The organism is Pseudomonas mandelii (assembly GCF_900106065.1).
GTDB classification, from domain to species: Bacteria; Pseudomonadota; Gammaproteobacteria; order Pseudomonadales; family Pseudomonadaceae; genus Aquipseudomonas; species Aquipseudomonas mandelii.
Window position 1 is genome coordinate 6368827 of the sequence record NZ_LT629796.1, and the last position, 23378, is coordinate 6392204.

Below are 23378 nucleotides of genomic sequence, written 5' to 3' on the forward strand. Positions count from 1 at the left end.
GGTTATGTGGATGGCTTGAGGGCTTGTTGCACCGCGCCGTCGACGCTCAGGCCACTCAGAATCACCTGCTCCATTTCCTGCGTCGGTAACCGTGCAAGCACCGCTTTGGCTTCGTGCTTGAGCCGCGCCAGGATCAACAGCATGTCCAGCGCCCGCACCTGCATAAAGAACGCTTCCAGCGCTTCGATACTGGTGCCGTCCAGATCGGGGGATTCTTCCAGGCTGAGAATGATCGTATGCACCGGCGGCTCCGCGTGCCGGGCCAGGTGCAGCGCGCCACTCAGAATGCGCTCCACGTTCGCGAAAAACAGCGCCTCGCTGGGCCTCACGATCAGCACGCCGGGGATTGCCCGGGCATCGGGATGGCGCTGCAGGTCGACATAATCATGGCCGTTACCCATTTGCCCCAGCACTTGAATATCCGCCGAAGACATCTGCTTGAGCATCAGCACCACGCTGATCACCACCGCCACCAGCAAGCCGTCCAGCACGCCAAGCACCAACACGGCGGCCACCGCGCAGATCACCAGCAAGCGGTCGCGACGCCAGATGAAATACCGACCCAATGGCTGCAGGCTCAAGCCGCGCGCCAGTGCATGAATGACGATGGCCGCCAGCACCGGTTCGGGCGTCAAGGCAATCCAGGGCAACACGGTCAAGACAATCAGCAACACCACCCCCGCCGCAACCACACCGGCCAGGCGTGAACCGGCACCGGCCGCCTCATTGGCCGACGTCGCGGAGTAACCGGCGCCGCTCGGCATGCCGTGGAACAGGCCTGACAGCAGATTGGCCGCCCCGAGGGCCAGCAGATCGCGGTTCGAGGAAACCCGGTCGCCATGCTTGAGTGCAAACGAGGTAATCGATCCATAGGATTCGGCATACAGAATCATCACCATGGCAAACGCCAATTCCCCCAGGTGCAGCCAGTCGGCAAACGGCAGCACCGGCAGCCGGGGCACTTCAAGGCTCAGGTCGATCACACCGATCAGTTTCACTCCGTAGGCCGGCAGGTTCAGCCATTGGCCGGCGGCAATGCCGAGCGCCACCACCAGCAAGCCTCCCGGTAATCGCCGAAAACGTGCGCACACCCACAACACCAGCAGCGCCACCGCGGCGACCAGCAAGCCAACCCGATTCCACTGCGCCCACTGCTCCAGCAGTTGCGGCAGGAAACGGATCAGGTTGCCGTTGCTCAAGTGCACGTCAACGATGCTCGCCAGTTGCTTGAGGATGATGGTCACGGCCAGGCCCAATGCAAAGCCGCGCAGTACCGGTTTGGCGATAAATGACGTCACGCGGCCAAGCTTGAACAGTCCGGCCAACAGGAAGAAACCACCCGTCACCAGCACCAGGCCGATCGCCAGCGTCATGCGCAGCCCCGAATCACCGTTGGCCAGCGTGGCGGTGGCGGCGGCCAGCACCGCTGCCGAAGATGAAGTCGCGGATACAATGGCAAAACGGCTGGTGCCGAACAGTCCGTAGCACAGCAACCCGGCAAACAGCGCAATCACCCCGGCCTGGGGCGGCAACGCCGCAATGCTGGAATAGGCAACGGCCTCGGGCAACAACAAACCGGCAATCGACACACCGGCCATAACGTCGAGCCAACGGTTGGGCGTATCGGCACGGGGTTGCACCGATGCGCCGGGGGCACCTGCCATAAAGCGTCTCCAGAGAAAGGGTCAATCTGCGGCAAACGGTCTACGACGCGCTGATGCAGCCGCAAGCTTAGCCGCTAATCCTGGGGGACGGGTGCGCTGGATCAGGGGTGTGCGTTCTTCTACGCAATAAAAAACGCCGCCCATCGAAAGATGAGCAGCGTTTATTTATGCCTGATCGTTCCCCCGCCCCGCGTGGGAATGATCAAAGCAGTGCTCAGGCCGTCAGCGAATAGATCAACGCCGAAATCGCCACCAGCCCCACCGCCGTCACGAAGACGTTGGACGCCTGACCTCGGAAGCGCGCCATCGCCGGCACTTTGCGGATCGCGTACATCGGCATCAGGAACAGGATCGCGGCGATGATCGGGCCACCGAGGGTTTCGATCATGCCGAGGATGCTCGGGTTCAGGGTCGCGACAATCCAGCACACCACCAGCATGAACGCGGCGGTCATGCGGTCCAGGGTCTTGGGCGCCGGGCGTTTGCCGCTTTTTACGATCAAGCCTTTGAGGCCTTCGCTGGCGCCGATGTAGTGGCCCAGGAATGACTTGGAAATGGCCACGAACGCAATCAACGGCGCCGCAAAGGCAATGGTCGGGTTGCTGAAGTGGTTGGCCAGGTACGACAGGATCGACAGGTTCTGCGCCTTGGCTTCCGCCAGTTGCCCCGGCGACAGGGTCAGCACGCAGCTGAAGACGAAGAACAGCACCATCGCCACCATCAAGAGGTGGGCGCGGGAGAGGATCTGCGAGCTGCGCTCTTCAGCGTGTTCGCCGTAACGACGCTTCTGGTCCACCGCGAACGCCGAAATGATCGGCGAGTGGTTGAACGAGAACACCATGACCGGAATGGCCAGCCACAGCGTGTGCAGCAGCGCCGACGGTTCAGGCAGGGTCGACGCCGTGGCCAGGATGCCACCGTTCCAGTGCGGAATCAGGAACACCGCGAGAAACAGCAGCGCCACGATGAACGGGTACACCATCAGGCTCATGGCCTTGACGATCGCCTGCTCGCCACAACGCACCACCGCCAGCAGGCCGAGGATCAGCACCAGCGACAGCACGGCGCGCGGGGGCGGCATGATGTGCAGTTGATGTTCAAGGAAACTGCCTACGGTGTTGGTCAGGGCCACGCTGTAGATCAGCAGGATCGGGAAGATCGCGAAGAAGTACAGCAAGGTGATCAACGCACCGGCCTTGATGCCGAAGTGTTCTTCCACCACTTCGGTGATGTCCGCGCCTTCGCGGCCGGACAACACGAAGCGGGTCAGGCCACGGTGCGCATAAAAGGTCATCGGGAATGCCAGCACCGCCAGGATCAGCAACGGCCAGAAACCTCCCAGGCCTGCGTTGATCGGCAAAAACAGGGTACCGGCTCCGATGGCCGTGCCAAACAGGCCGAGCATCCAGATGGTGTCATGGCGATTCCAGCTAGTGAGAGTCGCTGGTGTCGCCGCTACATAGCGTTCGTCGACGCTATTGGCCTGATCATTCATCCGGTGGGATCTCCGCATTCCGGTCATTTGCTACCCGGTCAGGACGAGTCGGAAAAATCCGACGGGCAGCGCCCTGGCCGAAACAGGGGCGCGATTGTCCGGGATTAATGAACAGAAGCAAAGACTTAGCTGAGGAGTGGTTGTGCGGATCAGATCCAGACCCTGTGGGCGCGTGCCTTTGTGGCGCTCTCCTACACTTGCTCCCGTGGCGCTCTTGCATCAAATTAAATAGATGTCTTGATAAATCTATTCGGTGAAGGATTAGCGTCATGTATTTTCGAATCACCTGCTGACCGGCAGCCCTCTTTTACGGAGACCTCCCATGCCACTCGTTCGCGTCGATATCAAAAAGAACCAGGACCCGACCTTCGCCAAGCGCATCGGCAAGCTGATCTACGCTGCCATGCATGCCACCATTGGCGTCCCCGAGAACGATAACTTCCAGATCCTCGCCGAACACGACGAGAACCACTTCATCTTTGACCCCGTTTACATGGGCATCAATCGTACGGACAACCTGGTGATCATCCAGATCACCTTGCGGGAAGGCCGCACCCTCGAGCAGAAAAAACTGCTCTACAAGACCATCGCCGAAAGCCTCAACGCTGAACTGGGTGTTCGCCTGGAAGATGTCTTCATCAATCTGGTGGAAGGCAAACCCGAGAACTGGTCTTTCGGCAATGGCATCGCTCAATACGCCAACTGATTGCCGCCACGCCTGGCGTTTTACAAGGTCTCGGAGGACATCCCGCAATCGGGAAAGAAAAACCCTTCGACCGGGCCGACTGTTGCCGCGAAAGTCATTCACTGACACGCGCTCGACAGTTCCTTATGATGCCAGTCATCTAAACACCTTCCCTACCTGTGAGCCGCCATGCCTCGAGTCTCTCGCAAACAAGCCGAACTCAACCGCGAGATCATCGTCGAAGCCGCCACGCGACTGTTTCGCGAGCGCGGCCTGCACGGGATCAGCGTCGTTGATGTAATGGGCGCGGCCGGCTTGACCCATGGCGGGTTCTACGGTCATTTCGACTCTAAGGAAGCGCTGGCGAAAGAGGCCTGCACCCGGGCGTTCACCCAGTCGATGGAACGCTGGAAGCAGAAAATCGACGCCAACGATAACCGCGTCTCGGCCCGCACGAGCATCATCGCGCCCTACCTGTCAGCGGCCAACCGCGATAACCCGGGCGAAAGCTGCCCGGTCACGGCGTTTGCCGGCGACATGTGCCATGAAACCGCCGAAAGCGGTTTGCACCAGACCTATACCCAGGGGCTGGAAGCGTTGTTGCAGATGCTCACCCCTTTGATGGGTTCGGATCAGCCCCAAGCCAATCGCCAGCAAGCCTTGGTGGATTATTCCTTGATGGTCGGCGCGCTGACCCTGGCTCGCGCCACGCGGGGGAATGAACTGTCTGATGAGATTCTCGACGCCGCCCGCCATTTTCTGACCTCCCAAGGTGAATCAGTCTGATCAACGGCGTGTGCAATCCCCGGTCGTTGCTAAACTCCTCTGGAATCAGCAATCTGAAGCAACATTCGAGATCCGACATTCAATCCCCACAGGAGCTCAGCATGCCTGCAACCGTTCTGGTACTGGTTGAAACCATCAACGATTACTTGCCGATTCTCGAACATCAGGGCTTTCACCTGATTCTGGCCCCGACGCCGGCCGAGCGCGCCGCCGCCATCTCACGGCATGGCCCGCAGATTGATGCGGTACTGACTCGCGGTCCATTGGGCTTGTACGCCGATGAAATTGCCGCCCTGCCCAACCTCAAAATCATCTGCGTGATCGGTGCCGGTTACGAGCACGTCGACCTGCAAGCCGCCGCCAACCGGGACATCACCGTCACCAATGGCGCCGGCGTCAACGCCTCTTCAGTGGCCGACCATGCCATGGCGATGTTGCTGGCGCTGGTTCGCGACATTCCCCGTTGCGACGCAGCGGTACGCCGCGGCGAGTGGCCGAAAATCATGCGCCCCTCCCTGGCCGGCAAGCGCCTGGGGATCCTCGGCCTCGGCGCGGTCGGCATGGCCATCGCCAAACGCGCCGCCGCCGGCTTCGACATGACCGTGAGTTACCACAACCGCCAGCATCGCAGCGACGTCCCCTATACTTTCTGCTCGACACCGACCGAACTGGCTCGTGCCTCGGACTTTTTGATCGTTGCCACCCCTGGCGGCCTGGGCACCAAACACCTGATCAATAAACACGTCCTTGATGCCTTGGGCCCCAAAGGGTTCGTCGTGAACATCGCCCGAGCCTCGGTGATCGCCACGGCAGACCTGGTCACTGCGCTTGAGCAACGACGCATTGCCGGTGCCGCCCTGGATGTGTTCGATGCCGAGCCTCACGTGCCGGAGGCACTCAAGGCGCTGACCAACGTGATCCTGACGCCGCATGTCGCTGGGTTGTCTCCGGAGGCAACGCAAGGCACCGTGGAGTTGGTGGGTCGTAACCTGGTGGCATTCTTCTCCGGCAGTCCCGTGTTGACGCCCATTGCCCTGCCGGCCTCACTGAGCAAGGTTGCGCCTTGAGGGTCATTCAAACAGGTGTATCAAAAGCAATGATTGCCCGGCAACACGCTCACCTATAAGGGCCGTTCGTGGTTGTGGGTGCCGGGTGCGCGCATTAGATTAGCCAATAATCGCAGGCCTCCAGAATAAGCAGAAGGGATAAGCATGGCGCTTACTGACCAGTCCACCCGTATCCGCACCGGCGAAGAACTCGATGCCAGCCTGATCGATCCGTACCTCAAGGCCCACATTCCGGGCTTGAGTGGCTTGCCTCAGATCAGCCAGTTTCCAGGCGGTGCGTCGAACCTGACCTACCTGCTGGAATACCCGGAGCAGGAGTTCGTCCTGCGTCGGCCGCCGTTTGGCCACAAAGCCAAGTCCGCACACGACATGGGCCGCGAATTTCGCATTCTCAATCAACTGCGCGACGGTTTTCCGTATTGCCCCAAGGCCTATGTGCACTGCACCGACGAATCGGTGATCGGCGCCGAGTTCTACGTGATGGAACGGGTCAACGGGATCATCCTGCGCTCGGAACTGCCACCGGAACTGGGCCTGGATTCGGCGAAAACCGAAGCCTTGTGCAAAAGCTTCATCGACAAGTTCGTTGAACTGCATCGTGTCGACTACAAGGCCTTTGGCCTGGGCGACCTGGGCAAGCCCGAAGGTTATGTGGCACGGCAGATCAAGGGCTGGAGCGATCGCTACGAAAAAGCCCTGACGCCGGACGCGCCAAAGTGGGAGGCGGTCAAGGCCTGGCTCAACGACAAGATGCCGGCCGACCACCCGACCTCCAGCATCGTCCACAACGACTACCGCTTCGACAACGTGATCCTCGACCCGAACAACCCGATGCAAATCATCGGCGTGCTCGACTGGGAACTCACCACCCTCGGCGACCCGCTGATGGACCTCGGCAACACCCTCGCCTACTGGATCGAAGCCACAGACCCGGCGCCGGTGCAACTGATGCGTCGCCAGCCGAGCCACGCCCCGGGCATGCTGACCCGTCGCGAATTCGTCGATTACTACGCCCAGCGCTCTGGCATCCAGATCGACAATTTCGACTTCTATTACACCTACGGCCTGTTCCGCCTGGCCGGCATCGTGCAGCAGATCTACTACCGCTTCTTCCACGGTCAGACCCAGGACAAACGCTTCGCGCAGTTCATTCACATGAACAAACTGCTGGAGCAGATGAGCCTGCAAGTCATCCAGAAATCTACGCTCTGATCGCGGCTTTAACTACATTCCGGGCCCTAATAACAAGGAAACCTCATGTCCAAGACTCACTTGTTCGACCTCGACGGCAAAATCGCCTTCGTCTCCGGCGCCAGCCGCGGTATCGGTGAGGCCATCGCCAAACTGTTGGCCCAGCAAGGCGCCCACGTCATCGTCTCGAGCCGCAAGCTCGACGGCTGCCAGCATGTGGCCGACGCCATCATCGCCGCCGGCGGCAAAGCCACCGCCGTCGCGTGCCACATTGGTGAAATGGAACAGATCAGCCAGGTCTTCGCCGGCATCAAGGAACAGTTCGGGCGCCTGGACATCCTGGTCAACAACGCCGCGACCAACCCACAGTTCTGCAACGTACTGGACACCGACCTAGGCGCTTTCCAGAAGACCGTCGACGTCAACATCCGTGGCTACTTCTTCATGTCGGTCGAAGCCGGCAAACTGATGCGCGAAAACGGCGGCGGCAGCATCATCAACGTCGCGTCGATCAATGGCATCTCTCCGGGCATCTTCCAGGGCATCTACTCGGTGACCAAGGCCGCCGTGATCAACATGACCAAGGTGTTCGCCAAGGAATGCGCGCAGTTCGGCATCCGCTGCAACGCCCTGCTGCCGGGCCTGACCGACACCAAGTTTGCGTCGGCATTGGTGAAGAACGACGCGATCCTGAAGACCGCGTTGCAGCAGATCCCGCTCAAGCGCGTAGCGGATCCGAGCGAGATGGCCGGCGCGGTTCTGTACCTCGCCAGCGATGCGTCGAGCTACACGACCGGGGTTTCGTTGAATGTGGATGGCGGATTCTTGTCCTGATTCACTGCCCAGGATGAACAAAAGGCAGCCTCAGGGCTGCCTTTTGCCGAGCGGACTCCGGCTTACTTTTTACGCAATCGCACCCTCGTCACTCGTCGTTCTTCGACCTCCACAACGGTCATGCTCCACTCCTGCCAATCGAGCTTGTCGCCAATGACCGGCAGACGATCCAGCAAGCTCATGACCAACCCTGCGAGCGTCTGATAGTCATCAGTCGCTTTAGCCTGGAAGCCAATGTGCTCGCGAATCTGGCTGAGATTCAGCGCACCACTGACGAGGAAGCCTCCCTCCTCGACAACGATGTTCGGGCCTTCAATTTCACTGGCATCCGGCAACTCACCCGCGATGGATTCGAGAATGTCGGTCATGGTCAAAATACCCATGAAGTCACCGAATTCGTTCACCACGAACGCGATGTGAGTCGACTCTTTGCGCATCTGTTCCAGTGCGTTGAGAATCGAGAAGTTGTCCAGCAAGTTGATGGCCTGGCGGGCAATGGTTTCCAGGTTGGGCTGGTGCCCGGCCAACAGCTCTTTGAGCAGCTCCTTCTTGTGGACGAACCCCAAAGGCTCATCAACGCGCCCACTGCGGATCAACGGCAATCGGGAGTACGGCGAGTGCATCAGCTGGGTGCGGATTTTTTCTGCAGAATCGGCCAGGTCAATGTGGTCGATTTCCGCACGCGGAGTCATGACGCCGCGTATCGGGCGTTCCGCCAACTGCAGCACGCCACTGATCATGACGCGCTCCCGTCGATGGAAAACCTGCTCGGCCTCTGCACCTGACAGCATGTCAGCGATTTCCTCGCCGACTTCATCGGCCCCCAGCTTGTGGCCACCCAGCAAACGCAAAACGGCATGCGCAGTACGCTCACGCATAGGGCGATGACCTTGCACACTCTTCTTGCGGCGTGAGCGAGCCACCTGATTGAACAACTCGATCAGGATCGAGAAGCCGATCGCTGCGTAGAGATAGCCTTTCGGAATGTGGAAGCCAAGGCCCTCAGCGGTGAGGCTGAAGCCGATCATCATCAAGAAACCCAGGCAGAGCATGATGACGGTGGGGTGCCCGTTGACGAAATTGGTCAATGGCTTGCTTGCGATGATCATCAAGCCAATGGAGAAAATCACAGCGATCATCATGACCGACAAGTGCTCCACCATGCCCACGGCAGTGATCACAGCGTCCAGCGAGAAGACGGCATCCAGCACCACAATTTGCGCAACGATAGGCCAGAACATCGCATAGGCCGCATTGCCTGTGCGTTGTGTCACATGCCCTTCAAGTCGCTCATGTAATTCCATGGTTGCCTTGAACAACAAGAACACACCACCGAACAGCATGATCAAATCCCGGCCCGAGAACGTCTTGTCGAAGACCTCGAACAAAGGTTCGGTCAGGGTGACCATCCAGGAGATGCTCGCGAGCAAGCCAAGACGCATCAGCAATGCAAGGGACAGCCCGATGACACGCGCGCGATCTCGCTGCTCTGGCGGTAGCTTGTCAGCCAGGATGGCAATGAACACAAGGTTGTCGATGCCGAGCACCAGCTCCAGCACGATCAGGGTCAGCAGGCCAAGCCAGGCCGTGGGATCAGCAATCCATTCCATAGGAATTATTCAGTCTCTCGTAGAGTGGGGGCGAATGAGTGAATGGCAGAAACACACGAACGCCTGCTCGACGGAGCGGATGCGATGTTCAGGGCACAAGGCGCAAGAAAGAAAGGTTTCACCGAGCGCAGGCAAGGAAGTGAACCCTTCGAGATGGCACGGTCAGTCCTGGAGAAGGACATCACTGAGCAACCTGCCGCCGGGATTTCGAGGTTAAGCGATATTAGAAAGCGAGACCTGCGCCGAATAGCGGAGGCCAAATGGATACAGGGTGTGGATTGAAAAAAGCGACTGGGAGGCTCCAGGAGGGTGTTCATATAGACCTGAAAGAAATGAGGGATGAAATCCTACAATGTTTCGGAGCACCTCATACGAGACGAGTTATTTCAGAATCTGACAGAGCGGTAAAAGAGACCAGCAAGAGCGGTCCACCGAATACTCCACCAATGACTCGCCCCCTCACCTTCCAGCACCGCTTACTGAGCGCATAGCGTTGTTGTCATTTCGCTGACCCCACACACATAACGAATTATTATTCCATCAATTGCATTTTAGGAATTTATATTCCATAAATAGCGTCCCAACAACAAAAATCCCAAAAGGCCCCCAGCTATGCGCGAACTCGGTATCGGACTCATCGGCACAGGTTTCATGGGTCGCGCCCACGCCCTGGCCTTTCGCAATGTCAGCGCGGTGTTCGAACTCCCGCTGAAGCTCAGGCTGGCGGCCCTCGCCGACGTCGATCCACATCGTGCACGGCACTGTGCCGACGCCTGGAGTTTCGAAACCGCTCACACCGACTGGCAACAGCTGATCGATGATCCCAAGGTCAATCTGGTCGCCATCACTACGCCCAATCACCTCCACTACCCCATGGCCATGGCCGCCCTCGCGGCGGGTAAAGCGGTGTATTGCGAGAAGCCTCTGGCGGTGAATCTGCAGCAAGCCAACGCGATGCGTCAGGCCGCCAACGCAGCGGGCATCGTGACGCGGGTGGGTTACAACTATCAGCACAATCCGATGATCGGGCTGGCCAGGGAACTGATCGACAGCGGCAAACTGGGGCAGCTCATCAGTTTTCAGGGCGAATTCAGCGAAGACTTCATGGCCGATCCAGCTTCGCCGTGGTCGTGGCGCTGCGATGCCGATCACGCGGGCGGCGCGCTGGCGGATCTGGGCAGTCATTTACTGGCGATGGCGCGCTATCTGATGGGCGATATCGAATCGGTGTGCGCCGACGCTCAAACCGTGCACCGGCAGCGTCCTGCGACGTCAGGCAGCCAGGAGCAACGGCCCATTGCAGTCGACGATCAGGTCCACGCGCTGCTGCGGTTTGCCAACGGCGCACGCGGTACGTTCAGCAGCAGTTGGCTCAAGCATGGCTACAAGAACCACCTGAGCTTCGAGATCAGCGGCACTGAAGGCACGCTGGCGTTCGACCAGGAGCGCTTGAACGAGCTGCGGCTGTATCGCGCCGGCCAGGACGGTTTCCAGCGCTTGCTCGCCGGACCGAACCTGCCGGGTTACGCGGCGTTCAGCCCGGCGGCGGGTCATCAGCTGGGATACAACGAACTCAAGACGCTAGAGGTACATGACCTGGTGATGGCCCTGGCTGGCCTTTCCCAGGGCGGGACTGACTTTGAGCAAGCATGGGAAGTTGAACGTCTGGCGACGGCGATCCGGTTGGCGGCAAGCGAGTCACGCTGGGTCAGGATCGAGGATGTCTGAGGTTCAGGCCCCCAGGTGTCGGCACCCGTGAGGGTGCCGGATCATTGCGCATTCAACACATGAAGAAAGCAACGAAGCAGTCACTCAGACCTACTGAGTGACACAACGGGTCACTTTCGTTTGTCGGGTCACTTCCTCGGTCACTCTTGCATCGCCCATCACATCCGTTTGTTCAGTGGTTTCGCAGGTGCGCTGCGGAACAGGCGGTGGTGCGGCGGGCGGTGGAGGTGGCGGACTGGCGCAACCGCTGAGCATCGCTACGCAAAAGGCGAGCGACAGGGGCGAAAAAGCACGTTTCCCAAGACTGTTCATAGGCTGTCCCGCGATAAGTCATCGACACTTTCCGCGACCCGACACCCCTACCGCGTAGCCGCGGATTGGTCACAGAAAATAATACCCTCGCATTTCTTATAGCCTAGCCCGCCGCCAATGCCAGTCAATAAGGCACTTAACTCGTTTTCAACACTGAAAAACGACAGCTACGAAACCGAGTCCTGCCTCTGATGCAAATTGTTGCTTTCGAGCTCGTAACGCAGCTCCTCAATCAACGAAGCGACCGCTTCCGGCGTTCTGAGGTGAGCGACACTCAGCCCACTGACCACCAGATCCACCTGCCCCGACGCGGGGTGATACAGCTTCACCGTCACCGAGTTGTCCCCCGACACGCTGCAATCGCAAGCCAGCGGGGAAAAGTGCTGTTCCAGTTGCGCACGCAATTGCGCCAGATAAATCATTGCGATTCACCCATGGGCCGGCTGACCCCGTCGACTGAAAACTGGTTGAATTGGCCGAGCATACGACTGTTCCTTAAGCTGTTTCGTAGAGGACGCGATACCGACCAAAGGCCCGTTTCGCACCCTGACAGGTTAGGAACTGATGCACCCCGCCAGAACCTCCATTTGCACTGCCTCGTCTAGTGCATTTGCACCTTAACGCTGGCCTTTGGGCCGCCACTCACTGGAGAACAAACCTCGCTCCCGCGCCCACACAATTGCTTCGCTGCGACTGTGCACATCCAGCTTGGAATACACCGTCGACACGTGGTTGCGCACAGTGTTGGGCGCCAGTTTCAGGCGTGCCGCGATTTCCTTGTCCGCCAGGCCTTCGCAGATCAGGCCGAGCACATCGCGCTCGCGGGCGGTCAGGTCGGTGAAGGACACACTGGGTAACTGCGGCGAGTTAATGTTCTTCACGTTGGCGAGTTTTTCGATCAACGTACGGGTGAACCAGGAAGCGTCTTTCATCACTTCTTCGATCGCCGCCACCAGTTCCAGCTCGGTACGTTTGCGTTCAGTGATGTTCATCAACACCAGCAGGTAGCACGGGTTGTCCTGAATGTTCACGGTGTCGGCCGACACCGTGCAGTCAATCACGCTCGAGTCTTTCCTGCGGATTCTGACATCGACCCGATCCAGGCTTCCCGCCTTCTCCAGCGCCGCGAACAGCCGTGTTCGCGCGCCCTTGTCATCGATAAAGTCGAGTTCGGCAACGGTTTTTCCGAGCACTTCTTCACTGGGGTACGCGAGGGTATCCAGGAAGGCTTCGTTGACGTCGATCACCACCTGATCCTGTGCACCACAGACCAGCGTCGGCACCGGCGTCAGGCGAAACGCCTTGGCGAACCGCTCCTCGCTCTGGCGCAGGGCAACCTCGGCCTTGTGCCGCGGCTCCATGTCGACGAAGGAAAACAGCATGCAGTCTTCCTCGTTGAACTCCAGCGGCTGACCGGCGACGATCACCTGCTTGCTGCCGCCTTCAGGCAGTTTCAGCTCAGCCTGCATCTGCGGGATCGTGGCGTGCTCGCGCAGACGCTCGATGGCCAGGTCCCTGTTTTCGGCGCCGTCCAGAATGTCCAGCTCATAGGTCGAAGTCCCGATCACCTGATCGCGGGCATAGCCAGTCATTTCCAGGAAGCCCGAATTGACTTTGATGTAACGCAAATCGCTGAGACGACAGATCACCGCCGGTGCCGGGTTCGCATTGAACGTCTTTTCGAAACGCTGCTCGGCACTCGCCCATTCCGTGACATCGTCCATGATCAACACCAGCGACTCCGCCTCGCCGGCGCTGTCGGCGAGGACCATGCTGCGCACGTTATGAACCCACATGCGTTCCTCATCGTCGACCGGCGTCACCTCGACCAGCACATCGGCGAAGGTCTCGCCCTTGGCGACGCGGCTGATCGGGTAGTTCTCTGGCGGCACCGGGTGATTATTGCGATAGCGCAAGGCGAAGCGCTTGGCGTATTCCTTGGCATTGGCGCCCAACTCGCCGACCTGACTGACGCCATGCATGGCCAGCGCGGCTTCATTGGCCCACACAATGGTCTGGTCGAGTTCCAGCAAAATCACCCCATCGGACAAACCGGCGATGATTTGCTGCAACTGACGGCGATTGGCTTCGGTGGTCAGGACGTCCTGGCTCATTGGATCTCCACGGGTGCAGCGGCGCAGTGATGCGCCGCTCTGTGAAGTTTACGACCGCAGCAGAATGGGATAGTGCAAAGCACCTGAAGTTGCACTGACTGTGCAGCCTCACAGGCTCGATAGCCGCTACAGCGGCCGGGCAAGGCGTTCGGCGAGGGCTTTGGCCTGACTGGCGACGTCGGTGACGGCCGTGCTTTCCCACCACATGCCGCGCAACGGCGGGCCCATGGCGAACAGCCGTTGGGCGACCTGTCCGTCAGCGTCCAGCACCGCGCCATCAACCGCCGCCGCAATCCCCAACGCCAACGGCCCCGGACGAATCAGCCCGCGCGCCAGCAGTTGCTGCGGCAGCGGTCGGGCCACCCGGCGCCAGTCGTATTCGATGCCGCTGGAATTGATCAACGCTGCGCCGCTGACCACCGTTGTTTCAACCTCGCCACGACGGCGGATGCGGATGCTCACTTGCCCCTCGACCGTCGATTCCAGCCCTTTGAACGACGCCGCCTGGATCCGTAACCGCCCTTCCTCGTGCAGCCGCGCCACCAACTCGGCACTCAACGGTGGCGAGCGGTGGTGATGGCTTTCCCACCAGGGCCGCACATGCCGCACAAACTGCCGGCGCTGCACGTCCGTCGCCTGACTCCACAACCGGCCGATATGCGCCCGCACGGTATCGAGCGGCGCCTGCCAGTCGATGCCCTGAGCGATAGCGTCCCGGCAATGCCGGCGCAGTTCGCGCACCAGCTGTCGAGGCGTGCGAATGCGCTGATCATCGGCGAGAAAATCCACCCAGGCCGGCGGTTGCCGGCGCACGTGCGGCAGCAAGCCGTGGCGAGAAAACACTTCGATCGGCCCGCGATGCCCGGCCTGCTCCAGCGACACCACGGCGTCGACCATAGTCAGGCCCGAACCGATGATCAACACCGTCGACTGCGGGTCCAGCCGGCGCATGGCCGCGACATCCCACGGATCCAGCGCCGCCGCGTTCAAACCGCTGGATTCGGTCTGCGGTGTGCGCGCAGCGGGAAACATCCCCGTGGCCAGCACCGCGTAAGCGCCTTGCAAACGCTGCCCGTTACTCAAGGTCAGCAACACCGAGTCGTCCCGGGTTTGCAGATCAACCACCTCGGCCCGCACATGCTCGACCGTCGAACCGTTCGCCACCCCCACCGCTTGCGCTTCCGCCAGGCGCTGCTGCACATACACGCCGAACAGGCCCCGGGGCGGGAACAACTCGCTGACTGGCACATGTTGCTCATCGGACTCCGGCCAGCCACCGGCCGCGATGTGTTCGGTAAGCCATTGGGTCAGGTCGTCAGCGTTGTCCGGGTCAACGCTCATGCGCGCAGCGTTGCCGTTGAGCGTATGGCCCAGCTCGACCGCGCTGTACGCCTCGCCCCGCCCGAGTTCCGCGCGCGGCTCGATCACCAGCACCGAACGCTTGCCAGGCAATCGCAACAGCTGCGCCGCCAGCATCGCGCCGCTGAGGCCGCCGCCGACGATCAGGATGTCCGCGTGGCGGATGGCGTCGGTCGCCTGTGCGCGCTGGGTTTGAGTCATGGCGTTCTCACTGATCAATGTTTACCTGAATAGAAACCGGGCAGGTCGCCCCGCGCCAGCAACGACTCGGCCGGTATCGAGGACGTAAGCCGTCGATGCGTAGTCGAGTGCCACGTTAATGTTTTGCTCGGCAATCAGAAAGCTCACCTGCTCGGCACGATTGAGTTGCGCGACGATCTCAACAATCTCCGGGTCGATAATAGGCGCCAAATCCATGGAGGGTTCATCAAGCAGTACCAAAGTAGGACGTGTCATCAGCGCTCGGCCGATGGCGACCAGGTAGCTCATCGTTTCCGCTGAGCGATAGTCCGCAGTCAAATCACCACATTGCGCACAAACCGCGTCGCCACAACCCCATCATTGCGGTAGGCGTGCGGCTGGTTGCTGGGGAACATGTAGAACTCGCCGGCGGCGATCTCATGCGGCGTGTCGCCCAGCATCAAGGTCAGGCAGCCTTCAAATACAAAGATCTGCTCACTCCAGCCCTCGGCATCCGGTTGCGAGGGGTAGATTTCTCCTGGTTGCAGGCACCACTCCCATTGCTCCACTTCGCGGGTAGCGGTGGCTTTGGACAGCAGAACGGCTTTGCTCCCGGGGATCGTACCGGCCCAGGCCACTTCGTTGATACGGCTCGGATCTCGGGCATCCGGCGCCTGGATCAAATCACTGAACGCCACGTCCAGCGCTTCGGCCACGCGATCAAGGGTGGTCAGGCTGACGTTTTTCTCGCCAGCCTCGATCGCCACCAGCATGCGACGGCTAACTCCGGACTTTTCGGCCAGCGCGGTCTGGCTCATATCGGCGGCATGGCGCAGGCGTCGGACGTTCTGGCTGACGTGCTGGAGGACCGAAGCCCGAGGGGTAGAATCTTTGTGCACTATATTGCTCACTCGGTGGGGTTGGGCAGTATACTGCGCAACATTCGACGCATTGTGCGTCGCCCTCAGGTAGCGCGCAAGGTCATGACGTCTGTGAACCCCTCTCACACTTCTCCCCGTTTCTCTCGGTTCAGCAAGGCCGAGTGCGTGCTGGTGCTGATCACCATGGTATGGGGCGGGACATTCCTGCTGGTGCAGCATGCAATGACCGTCAGCGGGCCGATGTTTTTCGTCGGCCTGCGCTTTGCCGCGGCGGCAATCATTGTTGCGTTGTTCTCATGGCGTCACCTGCGGGACCTGACCCTGTTCGAACTCAAGGCCGGTGCCTTTATTGGCGTGGCGATCATGCTCGGTTACGGCTTGCAGACCGTGGGTTTGCAAAGTATTCCCAGCAGTCAGTCGGCGTTTATTACCGCGCTGTACGTGCCCTTCGTGCCGTTGCTGCAATGGCTGGTGCTGGGGCGGCGTCCGGGGCTGATGCCGAGCATCGGGATCATGCTGGCGTTTACCGGGTTGATGTTGCTGTCCGGGCCTGCGGGCGCTTCCTTTAATTTCAGCCCCGGTGAAATCGCCACGCTCATCAGCGCGGTCGCGATTGCGGCAGAGATCATTCTGATCAGCACCTATGCCGGTCAGGTCGATGTGCGCCGGGTGACGGTGGTGCAACTGGCGACCACGTCGGTGCTGGCGTTCCTGATGGTGGTGCCGACCCAGGAAGTGATTCCGGATTTCTCGTGGTTGTTGCTGTGCAGTGCACTGGGCCTGGGCGCCGCGAGCGCGGCAATCCAGGTGGCGATGAACTGGGCGCAGAAGAGCGTATCGCCGACTCGGGCGACGTTGATCTATGCGGGCGAGCCGGTGTGGGCCGGGATTGTCGGGCGGATCGCCGGGGAGCGGTTGCCGGCGATTGCTCTGGTGGGTGCGGGGTTAATTGTGGCGGCGGTGATAGTGAGTGAGTTGAAGACCAAGGGTAAGGCAGCTGCGACCGAAGAAGAGTTGGAACGGGAAATCCAAGGTTAAGCTTTAAGATTTTCAGTGCCTGGCGGATTGCCTTCGCGGGCAAGCCTCGCTCCTACGGGTTTTGTGTCGATACCCGAACTTGCGAACGACACAAAACCCGTAGGAGCGAGGCTTGCCCGCGAAGGGGCCGGACCTGCTAAAACAGTCCTTCGAAACACTGTAAACCCGGCTTTTCCCGTCTACCTTGAAGGATTCTGCGACAGCTTGGCGTTTGGTGATCCGAGAGCTGGCACGTATGATGCTTCACAAACTTCCGCAGATTAGAAGCCTATGTCCCTGATAGTTCTACTGCTTCTGCCTTTTATCGGCAGCTGTCTGGCGGCTTTGCTGCCACACAACGCGCGCAATACCGAATCTTTACTGGCTGGCCTGGTGGCTTTGATTGGCACCGTCCAGGTTGCCCTCTTGTACCCGCAAATCGCCGATGGCGGCGTCATTCGTGAAGAATTTTTCTGGCTGCCCAGCCTGGGCCTGAACTTCGTCCTGCGCATGGACGGCTTCGCCTGGCTGTTCTCGATGCTGGTGCTGGGCATCGGCACGCTGGTTTCTTTATACGCCCGCTATTACATGTCGCCGGACGATCCGGTGCCGCGTTTCTTTGCGTTTTTCCTGGCGTTCATGGGTGCGATGCTCGGATTGGTGATCTCCGGCAACCTTATCCAGATCGTGTTTTTCTGGGAGCTGACCAGCCTCTTTTCATTCCTGTTGATCGGCTATTGGCACCACCGCGCCGATGCGCGACGCGGCGCCTATATGGCGCTGATGGTCACCGGCGCGGGCGGTTTGTGTTTGCTGGCGGGGGTGATGCTGCTCGGCCATGTGGTCGGCAGCTATGACCTGGACAAGGTCCTGGCCGCCGGCGACCTGATTCGCGCGCATCACCTCTACCCTATCCTGCTGCCCCTGATCCTGATCGGCGCCCTGAGCAAAAGTGCGCAATTCCCCTTCCACTTCTGGCTGCCCCACGCGATGGCAGCGCCGACACCGGTTTCGGCTTATCTGCACTCGGCGACCATGGTCAAGGCCGGAGTGTTTCTGCTCGCGCGGCTCTGGCCGTCGTTGTCCGGCAGTGAAGAATGGTTCTACATCGTCAGCGGCGCCGGGGCTTGCACCCTGTTGCTTGGCGCGTACTGCGCGATGTTCCAGAACGACCTCAAGGGTTTGCTGGCCTACTCGACCATCAGCCACCTCGGTCTCATCACCTTGTTGTTGGGACTTAACAGTCCGCTGGCCGCCGTGGCCGCCGTGTTTCACATCCTCAACCACGCCACGTTCAAGGCCTCGCTGTTCATGGCCGCCGGGATCATCGACCATGAAAGCGGCACCCGTGACATCCGCAAGCTCAGCGGCCTGATCAAGCTGATCCCGTTCACCGCCACCCTGGCCATGGTCGCCAGTGCCTCGATGGCCGGTGTGCCGCTGCTCAACGGCTTCCTGTCCAAAGAGATGTTCTTCGCCGAAACCGTGTTCATCAACGCCACGGCCTGGGTCGAGATGACCTTGCCAATCGTGGCGACCATCGCCGGTACTTTCAGCGTCGCCTATTCGCTGCGCTTCACCGTTGATGTGTTCTTCGGCCCGACCGCCACCGACCTGCCCCACACCCCGCACGAACCGCCACGCTGGATGCGCGCGCCGGTGGAGTTGCTGGTGTTCGCCTGTCTGGTCGTGGGGATTTTCCCGGCGCAAGTGGTCGGCCCGTTGCTGTCCGCTGCGGCCCTGCCGGTGGTGGGCGGCACCTTGCCGGAGTACAGCCTGGCGATCTGGCACGGCTGGAACGCGCCGATGATCATGAGCCTGATCGCCATGTCCTGCGGCATCGTGCTTTACCTGCTGCTGCGCAATCTGCTCAAGCGCGGGCGTTTCAAATACCCGCCGATCATTGGGCGTTTCAACGGCAAGCGCCTGTTCGAACGCAGCCTGGTGGTCATGATGCGCCTCGCCCGTCGGCTGGAGCGGCGAATCAACACCAAGCGCCTGCAAACCCAATTGTTCCTAGTGGTCCTCGCGGCGGTGTTCGCCGGATTGATTCCGATGCTGCACAGCAGCCTGAGCTGGGGTGACCGGCCGAAGATTCCGGGCTCGATCGTGTTCGTGACCTTGTGGCTGCTGGCGATTGCCTGTGCCCTCGGCGCGGCTTGGCAGGCCAAGTATCACCGGCTCGCCGCCCTGACCATGGTCAGCGTCTGCGGCCTGATGACCTGTGTCACCTTTGTCTGGTTCTCGGCGCCGGACCTGGCATTGACGCAACTGGTCGTGGAAGTGGTGACTACGGTGCTGATCCTCCTCGGTCTGCGCTGGTTGCCACGGCGGATCGAAGAGGTGGCGCCCCTGCCGAGCACCCTGCGCAAAGCGCGCATCCGCCGGATCCGCGACTTGCTGCTGTCGAGTGTCGTCGGTGGCGGCATGGCGTTGCTGGCCTATGCGATGCTGACGCGCCAGACGCCCAACCACATTTCCTCGTTCTACCTCAGTCGCGCTCTACCCGAAGGCGGCGGCAGCAACGTGGTCAACGTGATGCTGGTAGACTTCCGTGGTTTCGATACCCTCGGTGAAATAACTGTGCTGGCCGCCGTGGCCCTGACCGTCTTCGCCCTGCTGCGCCGCTTCCGCCCGCCGAAAGAAAGCCTGCAATTGCCGGCTCAGCAACGCCTGCTGGCACCCGACGTCGTCACCGACCTGGTCAACCCGCGCCATGCCAGCGACACCGCGCTCGGTTTCATGATGGTCCCGGCGGTGCTGGTGCGCCTGCTGTTGCCGATTGCGGTGGTGGTGTCCTTCTACCTGTTCATGCGCGGGCACAATCAACCGGGTGGCGGTTTTGTCGCCGGGCTGGTGATGTCGGTCGCCTTCATCCTGCAATACATGGTTGCCGGCACCCAGTGGGTCGAGGCACAAATGAGCCTGCGACCGTTGCGCTGGATGGGCACCGGCCTGTTGTTCGCCACGATCACCGGGCTCGGCGCGATGGCAGTCGGGTATCCGTTCCTGACCACCCACACCTGGCATTTTGAACTGCCGGTGCTGGGCGACATTCACATCGCCAGTGCGCTGTTCTTCGACATCGGCGTGTACGCGGTGGTGGTCGGTTCGACGCTGTTGATCCTCACCGCCATCGCTCACCAATCGGTCCGGGGTCACAAGACCGCTGCCCTGCCCAGATCCGTCGCCACCAAAGGAGCCGTCTGATGGAAGAAGTCATCGCAATCGCCATCGGCGTGCTCGCCGCGTCCGGCGTCTGGCTGATCCTGCGGCCACGGACGTTTCAGGTGGTGATGGGCCTGTGCCTGCTGTCCTACGGCGTCAACCTGTTCATCTTCAGCATGGGCAGCTTGTTCATCGGCAAGGAGCCGATCATCAAGGACGGCGTGCCGCAGGACCTGTTGCACTACACCGACCCACTGCCGCAAGCGCTGGTGCTGACCGCGATCGTGATCAGCTTCGCCATGACCGCGCTGTTTCTGGTGGTGTTGCTGGCCTCGCGCGGCTTGACCGGGACCGACCACGTCGATGGCCGGGAGCCTAAAGAATGAATGCGATGACGCACCTGATCGCGGCACCGATTCTGCTGCCGCTGCTGACCGCCGCCCTCATGCTGATGCTCGGCGAGAAACACCGCCCGTTGAAAGCCAAGATCAACCTGTTCTCCAGCCTGCTGGGCCTGGGGATTTCCGTACTGTTGCTGCAGTGGACGCAAGCCACTGGCGTGCCCGATTCGATCGGCGTCTACCTGCCGGGTAACTGGCAAGTGCCATTCGGAATCGTGCTGGTGGTCGATCGCCTGTCGGCGTTGATGCTGGTGCTGACCGGGATCATCGGCGTCAGTGCCTTGCTGTTCGCCATGGCCCGTTGGGACGGCGCCGGTTCGAGTTTCCACGCACTGTTCCAGATTCAGATGATGGGCCTTTACGGCGCGTTCCTGACGGCGGATCTGTTCAACCTGTTCGTGTTTTTCGAAGTGCTGCTGGCGGCCTCCTACGGCCTGATGCTCCACGGTTCGGGCCGGGCGCGGGTGTCCTCGGGCTTGCATTACATCTCGATCAACCTGCTGGCGTCGTCGCTGTTCCTGATTGGCGCGGCGCTGATTTATGGCGTCACCGGCACGCTGAACATGGCCGACCTGGCGCTGAAAATCCCGCTGGTGCCGGAAGCCGATCGCGGCCTGCTGCACGCCGGCGCGGGGATTCTCGCGGTGGCGTTCCTGGCCAAGGCAGGGATGTGGCCGCTGAACTTCTGGCTGGTGCCGGCCTATTCCGCCGCCAGCGCACCGGTGGCGGCGATGTTCGCGATCATGACCAAGGTCGGCGTCTACACCTTGCTGCGCTTGTGGACCTTGTTGTTCTCCGGCCAGGCCGGGGCGTCGGCGTACTTTGGTGGCGACTGGCTGATTTACGGCGGCATGGCGACCATCGTCTGCGCCGGCGTGGCTATCCTCGCCGCGCAACGACTGGAACGCATGGCCAGCCTGAGCATTCTGGTGTCGGCGGGGATTCTGCTGTCGGCCATCGGCTTTGCCCAGCCGAACCTGATCGGCGCGGCGCTGTTCTATCTGGTCAGCTCGACCCTGGCGTTGAGCGCGTTGTTCCTGTTGGCCGAGCTGATCGAGCGCTCCCGTTCGGCCAATGAAATGCCGCTGTTCGACGACGGCGACCTGCTTCCACGGCCGATGGAATCCCTGCAACCGCCCAAAGGCATCAACCTCGATGACGAACAGAAAGCCGTGGTCGGCCAGGTGATTCCCTGGACCATGGCCTTCCTTGGCTTGAGCTTTATTGCCTGCTCGCTGCTGATTATCGGCATGCCGCCGTTGTCCGGGTTTATCGGCAAACTCAGCCTGTTGAGTGCCCTGCTCAACCCATTGGGGTTGGGCAATAGCACCGATGTGCCGATATCGAACGCGGCGTGGGGCTTGCTGGCGTTGCTGATCCTGTCCGGGCTGGCGTCGTTGATTGCCTTCTCGCGGTTGGGCATCCAGCGTTTCTGGACACCCGAAGAACGGCCATCACCGTTGCTGCGACGCTTCGAGTGCGTGCCGATCATCGTCCTGCTGGGGCTGAGTGTTGCGCTGACCTTCAAGGCCGAACCGCTGATGCGCTACACCCAGGCGGCCGCTGATGCCTTGAACAATCCGCAGCAATACGTGATGGCGGTACTGGGCACGCGTGTGGTGCCGAGCCCGGAAGCCAGGGCGGCGATGCTGGAGGTGCAGCCATGAAGCGTCTGTTTCCGGCACCGTGGTTGTCCCTGGCATTGTGGCTGTTGTGGCTGGTGCTGAACCTGTCGATAAGCCCCGGCAACCTGTTGCTCGGCGCGGTGCTGGGGTTCAGCGCGCCGCTGATGATGCGCAAGCTGCGGCCGCTGCCGATCCGCATTCGTCGACCGGGGGTGATCCTGCGTTTGTTCTTCCTGGTCGGTCGTGACGTGCTGGTGTCCAACCTCGTCGTGGCCTGGGGCGTGCTCAATGCCGGTCGCCGTCCACCGCGCTCGCGCTTCATCAAGGTCCCGCTGGACTTGCGCGATGCCAACGGCCTCGCGGCACTGTCGATGATCTGCACGGTGGTCCCCGGGACGGTCTGGTCGGAACTGGCGCTGGACCGCAGCATTCTGTTGCTGCACGTGTTCGATCTGGAGGATGAAACGCTGTTTATCGAACACTTCAAGGCGACCTACGAGCGCCCCTTGATGGAGATCTTCGAATGAGCGAATTGCTGTCGAACGCGATCCTGCTGAGCCTGTTCATCTTTTCGCTGGCGATGATCCTGACCCTGATTCGCCTGTTCAAAGGCCCGTCGGCCCAGGACCGCGTTCTGGCACTGGACTACCTGTACATCATCGCGATGCTGATGATGCTGGCGCTTGGCATTCGGTATGCCAGTGACACTTACTTCGAGGCGGCGCTGCTGATCGCCCTGTTCGGCTTCGTCGGCTCGTTTGCCCTGGCCAAATTCCTGCTGCGTGGCGAGGTGATCGAATGAACGCGGAACTGTCTCTGTGGGTTGAAATACCCGTGGCGATCCTGCTGGTGCTCGGCAGTCTGTTTGCGCTGATCGGCGCCATTGGCCTGGTGCGGATGAAGGATTACTTCCAGCGTATGCACCCGCCGGCACTCGCCTCGACCCTGGGGGCGTGGTGTGTGGCGCTGGCCTCGATCATATATTTTTCGGCGCTAAAGTCCGGGCCGGTGCTGCATGCCTGGCTGATTCCGATCCTGTTGTCGATTACGGTGCCGGTGACCACATTGCTGCTGGCGCGGGCGGCGCTGTTTCGCAAGCGCATGGCGGGGGATGATGTGCCGGCTGAGGTGAGTAGTCGGCGCACAGAAAGCGGGAGTTAGTTCGGAAGATTTGTGTTGGATGTCAGGGCCTCTTCGCGGGCAAGCCTCGCTCCTACAGGATCGTGGGAAATCACCAACGTGTGATCGACACAAAACCTGT

The 23378-nt window shown here is 60.7% G+C and carries 21 protein-coding genes and 1 pseudogene; 14 read left to right on the forward strand and 8 right to left on the reverse strand.

The window, feature by feature from the left end:
- Positions 1-2 precede the first annotated feature (2 nt).
- Together BLU63_RS29410 and BLU63_RS29415 are read right to left on the reverse strand one after the other, a co-directional pair.
- On the reverse strand, positions 3-1664 hold the full coding sequence (locus BLU63_RS29410; protein ID WP_010459701.1) for a SulP family inorganic anion transporter: 1662 nt from the start codon (positions 1662-1664) through the stop codon (positions 3-5).
- A 214-nt stretch (positions 1665-1878) separates the two neighbouring features.
- Positions 1879-3159: a serine/threonine transporter gene (locus tag BLU63_RS29415; protein ID WP_083376923.1), complete on the reverse strand. Its 1281-nt coding sequence runs from the start codon at positions 3157-3159 to the stop codon at positions 1879-1881.
- Between the two features lie 322 nt (positions 3160-3481).
- Between BLU63_RS29415 and BLU63_RS29420 the strand changes: the two genes are divergently transcribed.
- From BLU63_RS29420 to BLU63_RS29440, 5 genes are all read left to right on the forward strand, one after another.
- Positions 3482-3865 (forward strand): tautomerase family protein, encoded by a 384-nt coding sequence (locus BLU63_RS29420; protein WP_010459697.1) that lies wholly within the window; start codon positions 3482-3484, stop codon positions 3863-3865.
- A gap of 168 nt (positions 3866-4033) precedes the next feature.
- Positions 4034-4630: a TetR/AcrR family transcriptional regulator gene (locus tag BLU63_RS29425; protein ID WP_083376924.1), complete on the forward strand. Its 597-nt coding sequence runs from the start codon at positions 4034-4036 to the stop codon at positions 4628-4630.
- A 101-nt stretch (positions 4631-4731) separates the two neighbouring features.
- Complete coding sequence (locus tag BLU63_RS29430; protein ID WP_010459693.1) at positions 4732-5697, forward strand: 2-hydroxyacid dehydrogenase; 966 nt, start codon at positions 4732-4734, stop codon at positions 5695-5697.
- Between the two features lie 144 nt (positions 5698-5841).
- On the forward strand, positions 5842-6909 hold the full coding sequence (locus BLU63_RS29435; protein WP_010459691.1) for a phosphotransferase family protein: 1068 nt from the start codon (positions 5842-5844) through the stop codon (positions 6907-6909).
- A 45-nt stretch (positions 6910-6954) separates the two neighbouring features.
- Positions 6955-7722: an SDR family oxidoreductase gene (locus BLU63_RS29440; RefSeq protein WP_010459689.1), complete on the forward strand. Its 768-nt coding sequence runs from the start codon at positions 6955-6957 to the stop codon at positions 7720-7722.
- 62 nt (positions 7723-7784) lie between these two features.
- Here the strand turns inward: BLU63_RS29440 and BLU63_RS29445 are convergent, their stop codons facing one another.
- Positions 7785-9332, reverse strand: coding sequence for a TerC family protein (locus tag BLU63_RS29445; protein ID WP_010459687.1), 1548 nt, complete (start codon positions 9330-9332; stop codon positions 7785-7787).
- 42 nt (positions 9333-9374) lie between these two features.
- Here BLU63_RS29445 and BLU63_RS29450 point away from each other — a divergent pair, with 42 nt between their 5' ends.
- Positions 9375-9614 (forward strand): hypothetical protein, encoded by a 240-nt coding sequence (locus BLU63_RS29450; protein WP_010459685.1) that lies wholly within the window; start codon positions 9375-9377, stop codon positions 9612-9614.
- 330 nt (positions 9615-9944) lie between these two features.
- Complete coding sequence (locus tag BLU63_RS29455; RefSeq protein WP_083376925.1) at positions 9945-11060, forward strand: Gfo/Idh/MocA family protein; 1116 nt, start codon at positions 9945-9947, stop codon at positions 11058-11060.
- A 479-nt stretch (positions 11061-11539) separates the two neighbouring features.
- On the opposite strand, the gene BLU63_RS29460 is transcribed toward BLU63_RS29455, so the two are convergent.
- The 5 genes and pseudogenes from BLU63_RS29460 to BLU63_RS29480 all read right to left on the reverse strand — a co-directional run bounded on the left by BLU63_RS29460 (position 11540) and on the right by BLU63_RS29480 (position 15924).
- The gene (locus BLU63_RS29460; RefSeq protein ID WP_010459680.1) at positions 11540-11794 is read right to left on the reverse strand and encodes a DUF1652 domain-containing protein; all 255 of its coding nucleotides are present in this window, start codon (positions 11792-11794) and stop codon (positions 11540-11542) included.
- Positions 11795-11989: 195 nt separating this feature from the next.
- The gene (locus BLU63_RS29465) at positions 11990-13486 is read right to left on the reverse strand and encodes a helix-turn-helix transcriptional regulator (RefSeq protein ID WP_083376926.1); all 1497 of its coding nucleotides are present in this window, start codon (positions 13484-13486) and stop codon (positions 11990-11992) included.
- Positions 13487-13612: 126 nt separating this feature from the next.
- Positions 13613-15046: an FAD/NAD(P)-binding protein gene (locus BLU63_RS29470; RefSeq protein ID WP_083376927.1), complete on the reverse strand. Its 1434-nt coding sequence runs from the start codon at positions 15044-15046 to the stop codon at positions 13613-13615.
- A gap of 14 nt (positions 15047-15060) precedes the next feature.
- Positions 15061-15325 (reverse strand): annotated as a pseudogene (locus tag BLU63_RS29475) (ABC transporter ATP-binding protein); the annotation flags it as partial.
- A 35-nt stretch (positions 15326-15360) separates the two neighbouring features.
- Entirely contained in the window at positions 15361-15924 is a 564-nt protein-coding gene (locus BLU63_RS29480) for a helix-turn-helix domain-containing protein (protein WP_077749709.1), read from the reverse strand.
- On the opposite strand from BLU63_RS29480, the gene BLU63_RS29485 reads away from it, so the two are divergent.
- The 7 genes from BLU63_RS29485 to BLU63_RS29515 all read left to right on the forward strand — a co-directional run bounded on the left by BLU63_RS29485 (position 15919) and on the right by BLU63_RS29515 (position 23278).
- On the forward strand, positions 15919-16944 hold the full coding sequence (locus BLU63_RS29485; RefSeq protein ID WP_083376928.1) for a DMT family transporter: 1026 nt from the start codon (positions 15919-15921) through the stop codon (positions 16942-16944). The two genes, BLU63_RS29480 and BLU63_RS29485, sit on opposite strands and share 6 nt — an antisense overlap.
- Positions 16945-17214: 270 nt before the next feature.
- Entirely contained in the window at positions 17215-20133 is a 2919-nt protein-coding gene (locus BLU63_RS29490; protein ID WP_083376929.1) for a monovalent cation/H+ antiporter subunit A, read from the forward strand.
- A complete protein-coding gene (locus BLU63_RS29495) occupies positions 20133-20477 on the forward strand; it encodes a Na+/H+ antiporter subunit C (protein ID WP_007986256.1) in 345 nt (114 codons plus the stop codon). The genes BLU63_RS29490 and BLU63_RS29495 overlap by 1 nt, the downstream gene beginning before the upstream one ends.
- Positions 20474-22159, forward strand: coding sequence for a monovalent cation/H+ antiporter subunit D (locus tag BLU63_RS29500; RefSeq protein ID WP_083376930.1), 1686 nt, complete (start codon positions 20474-20476; stop codon positions 22157-22159). The genes BLU63_RS29495 and BLU63_RS29500 overlap by 4 nt, the downstream gene beginning before the upstream one ends.
- Complete coding sequence (locus tag BLU63_RS29505) at positions 22156-22644, forward strand: Na+/H+ antiporter subunit E (protein ID WP_083376931.1); 489 nt, start codon at positions 22156-22158, stop codon at positions 22642-22644. Before BLU63_RS29500 ends, BLU63_RS29505 begins: the two co-directional genes overlap by 4 nt.
- Complete coding sequence (locus BLU63_RS29510) at positions 22641-22919, forward strand: K+/H+ antiporter subunit F (RefSeq protein ID WP_007935991.1); 279 nt, start codon at positions 22641-22643, stop codon at positions 22917-22919. The genes BLU63_RS29505 and BLU63_RS29510 overlap by 4 nt, the downstream gene beginning before the upstream one ends.
- The gene (locus BLU63_RS29515) at positions 22916-23278 is read left to right on the forward strand and encodes a Na+/H+ antiporter subunit G (RefSeq protein WP_010459660.1); all 363 of its coding nucleotides are present in this window, start codon (positions 22916-22918) and stop codon (positions 23276-23278) included. Before BLU63_RS29510 ends, BLU63_RS29515 begins: the two co-directional genes overlap by 4 nt.
- The last annotated feature ends 100 nt before the right edge of the window (positions 23279-23378 follow it).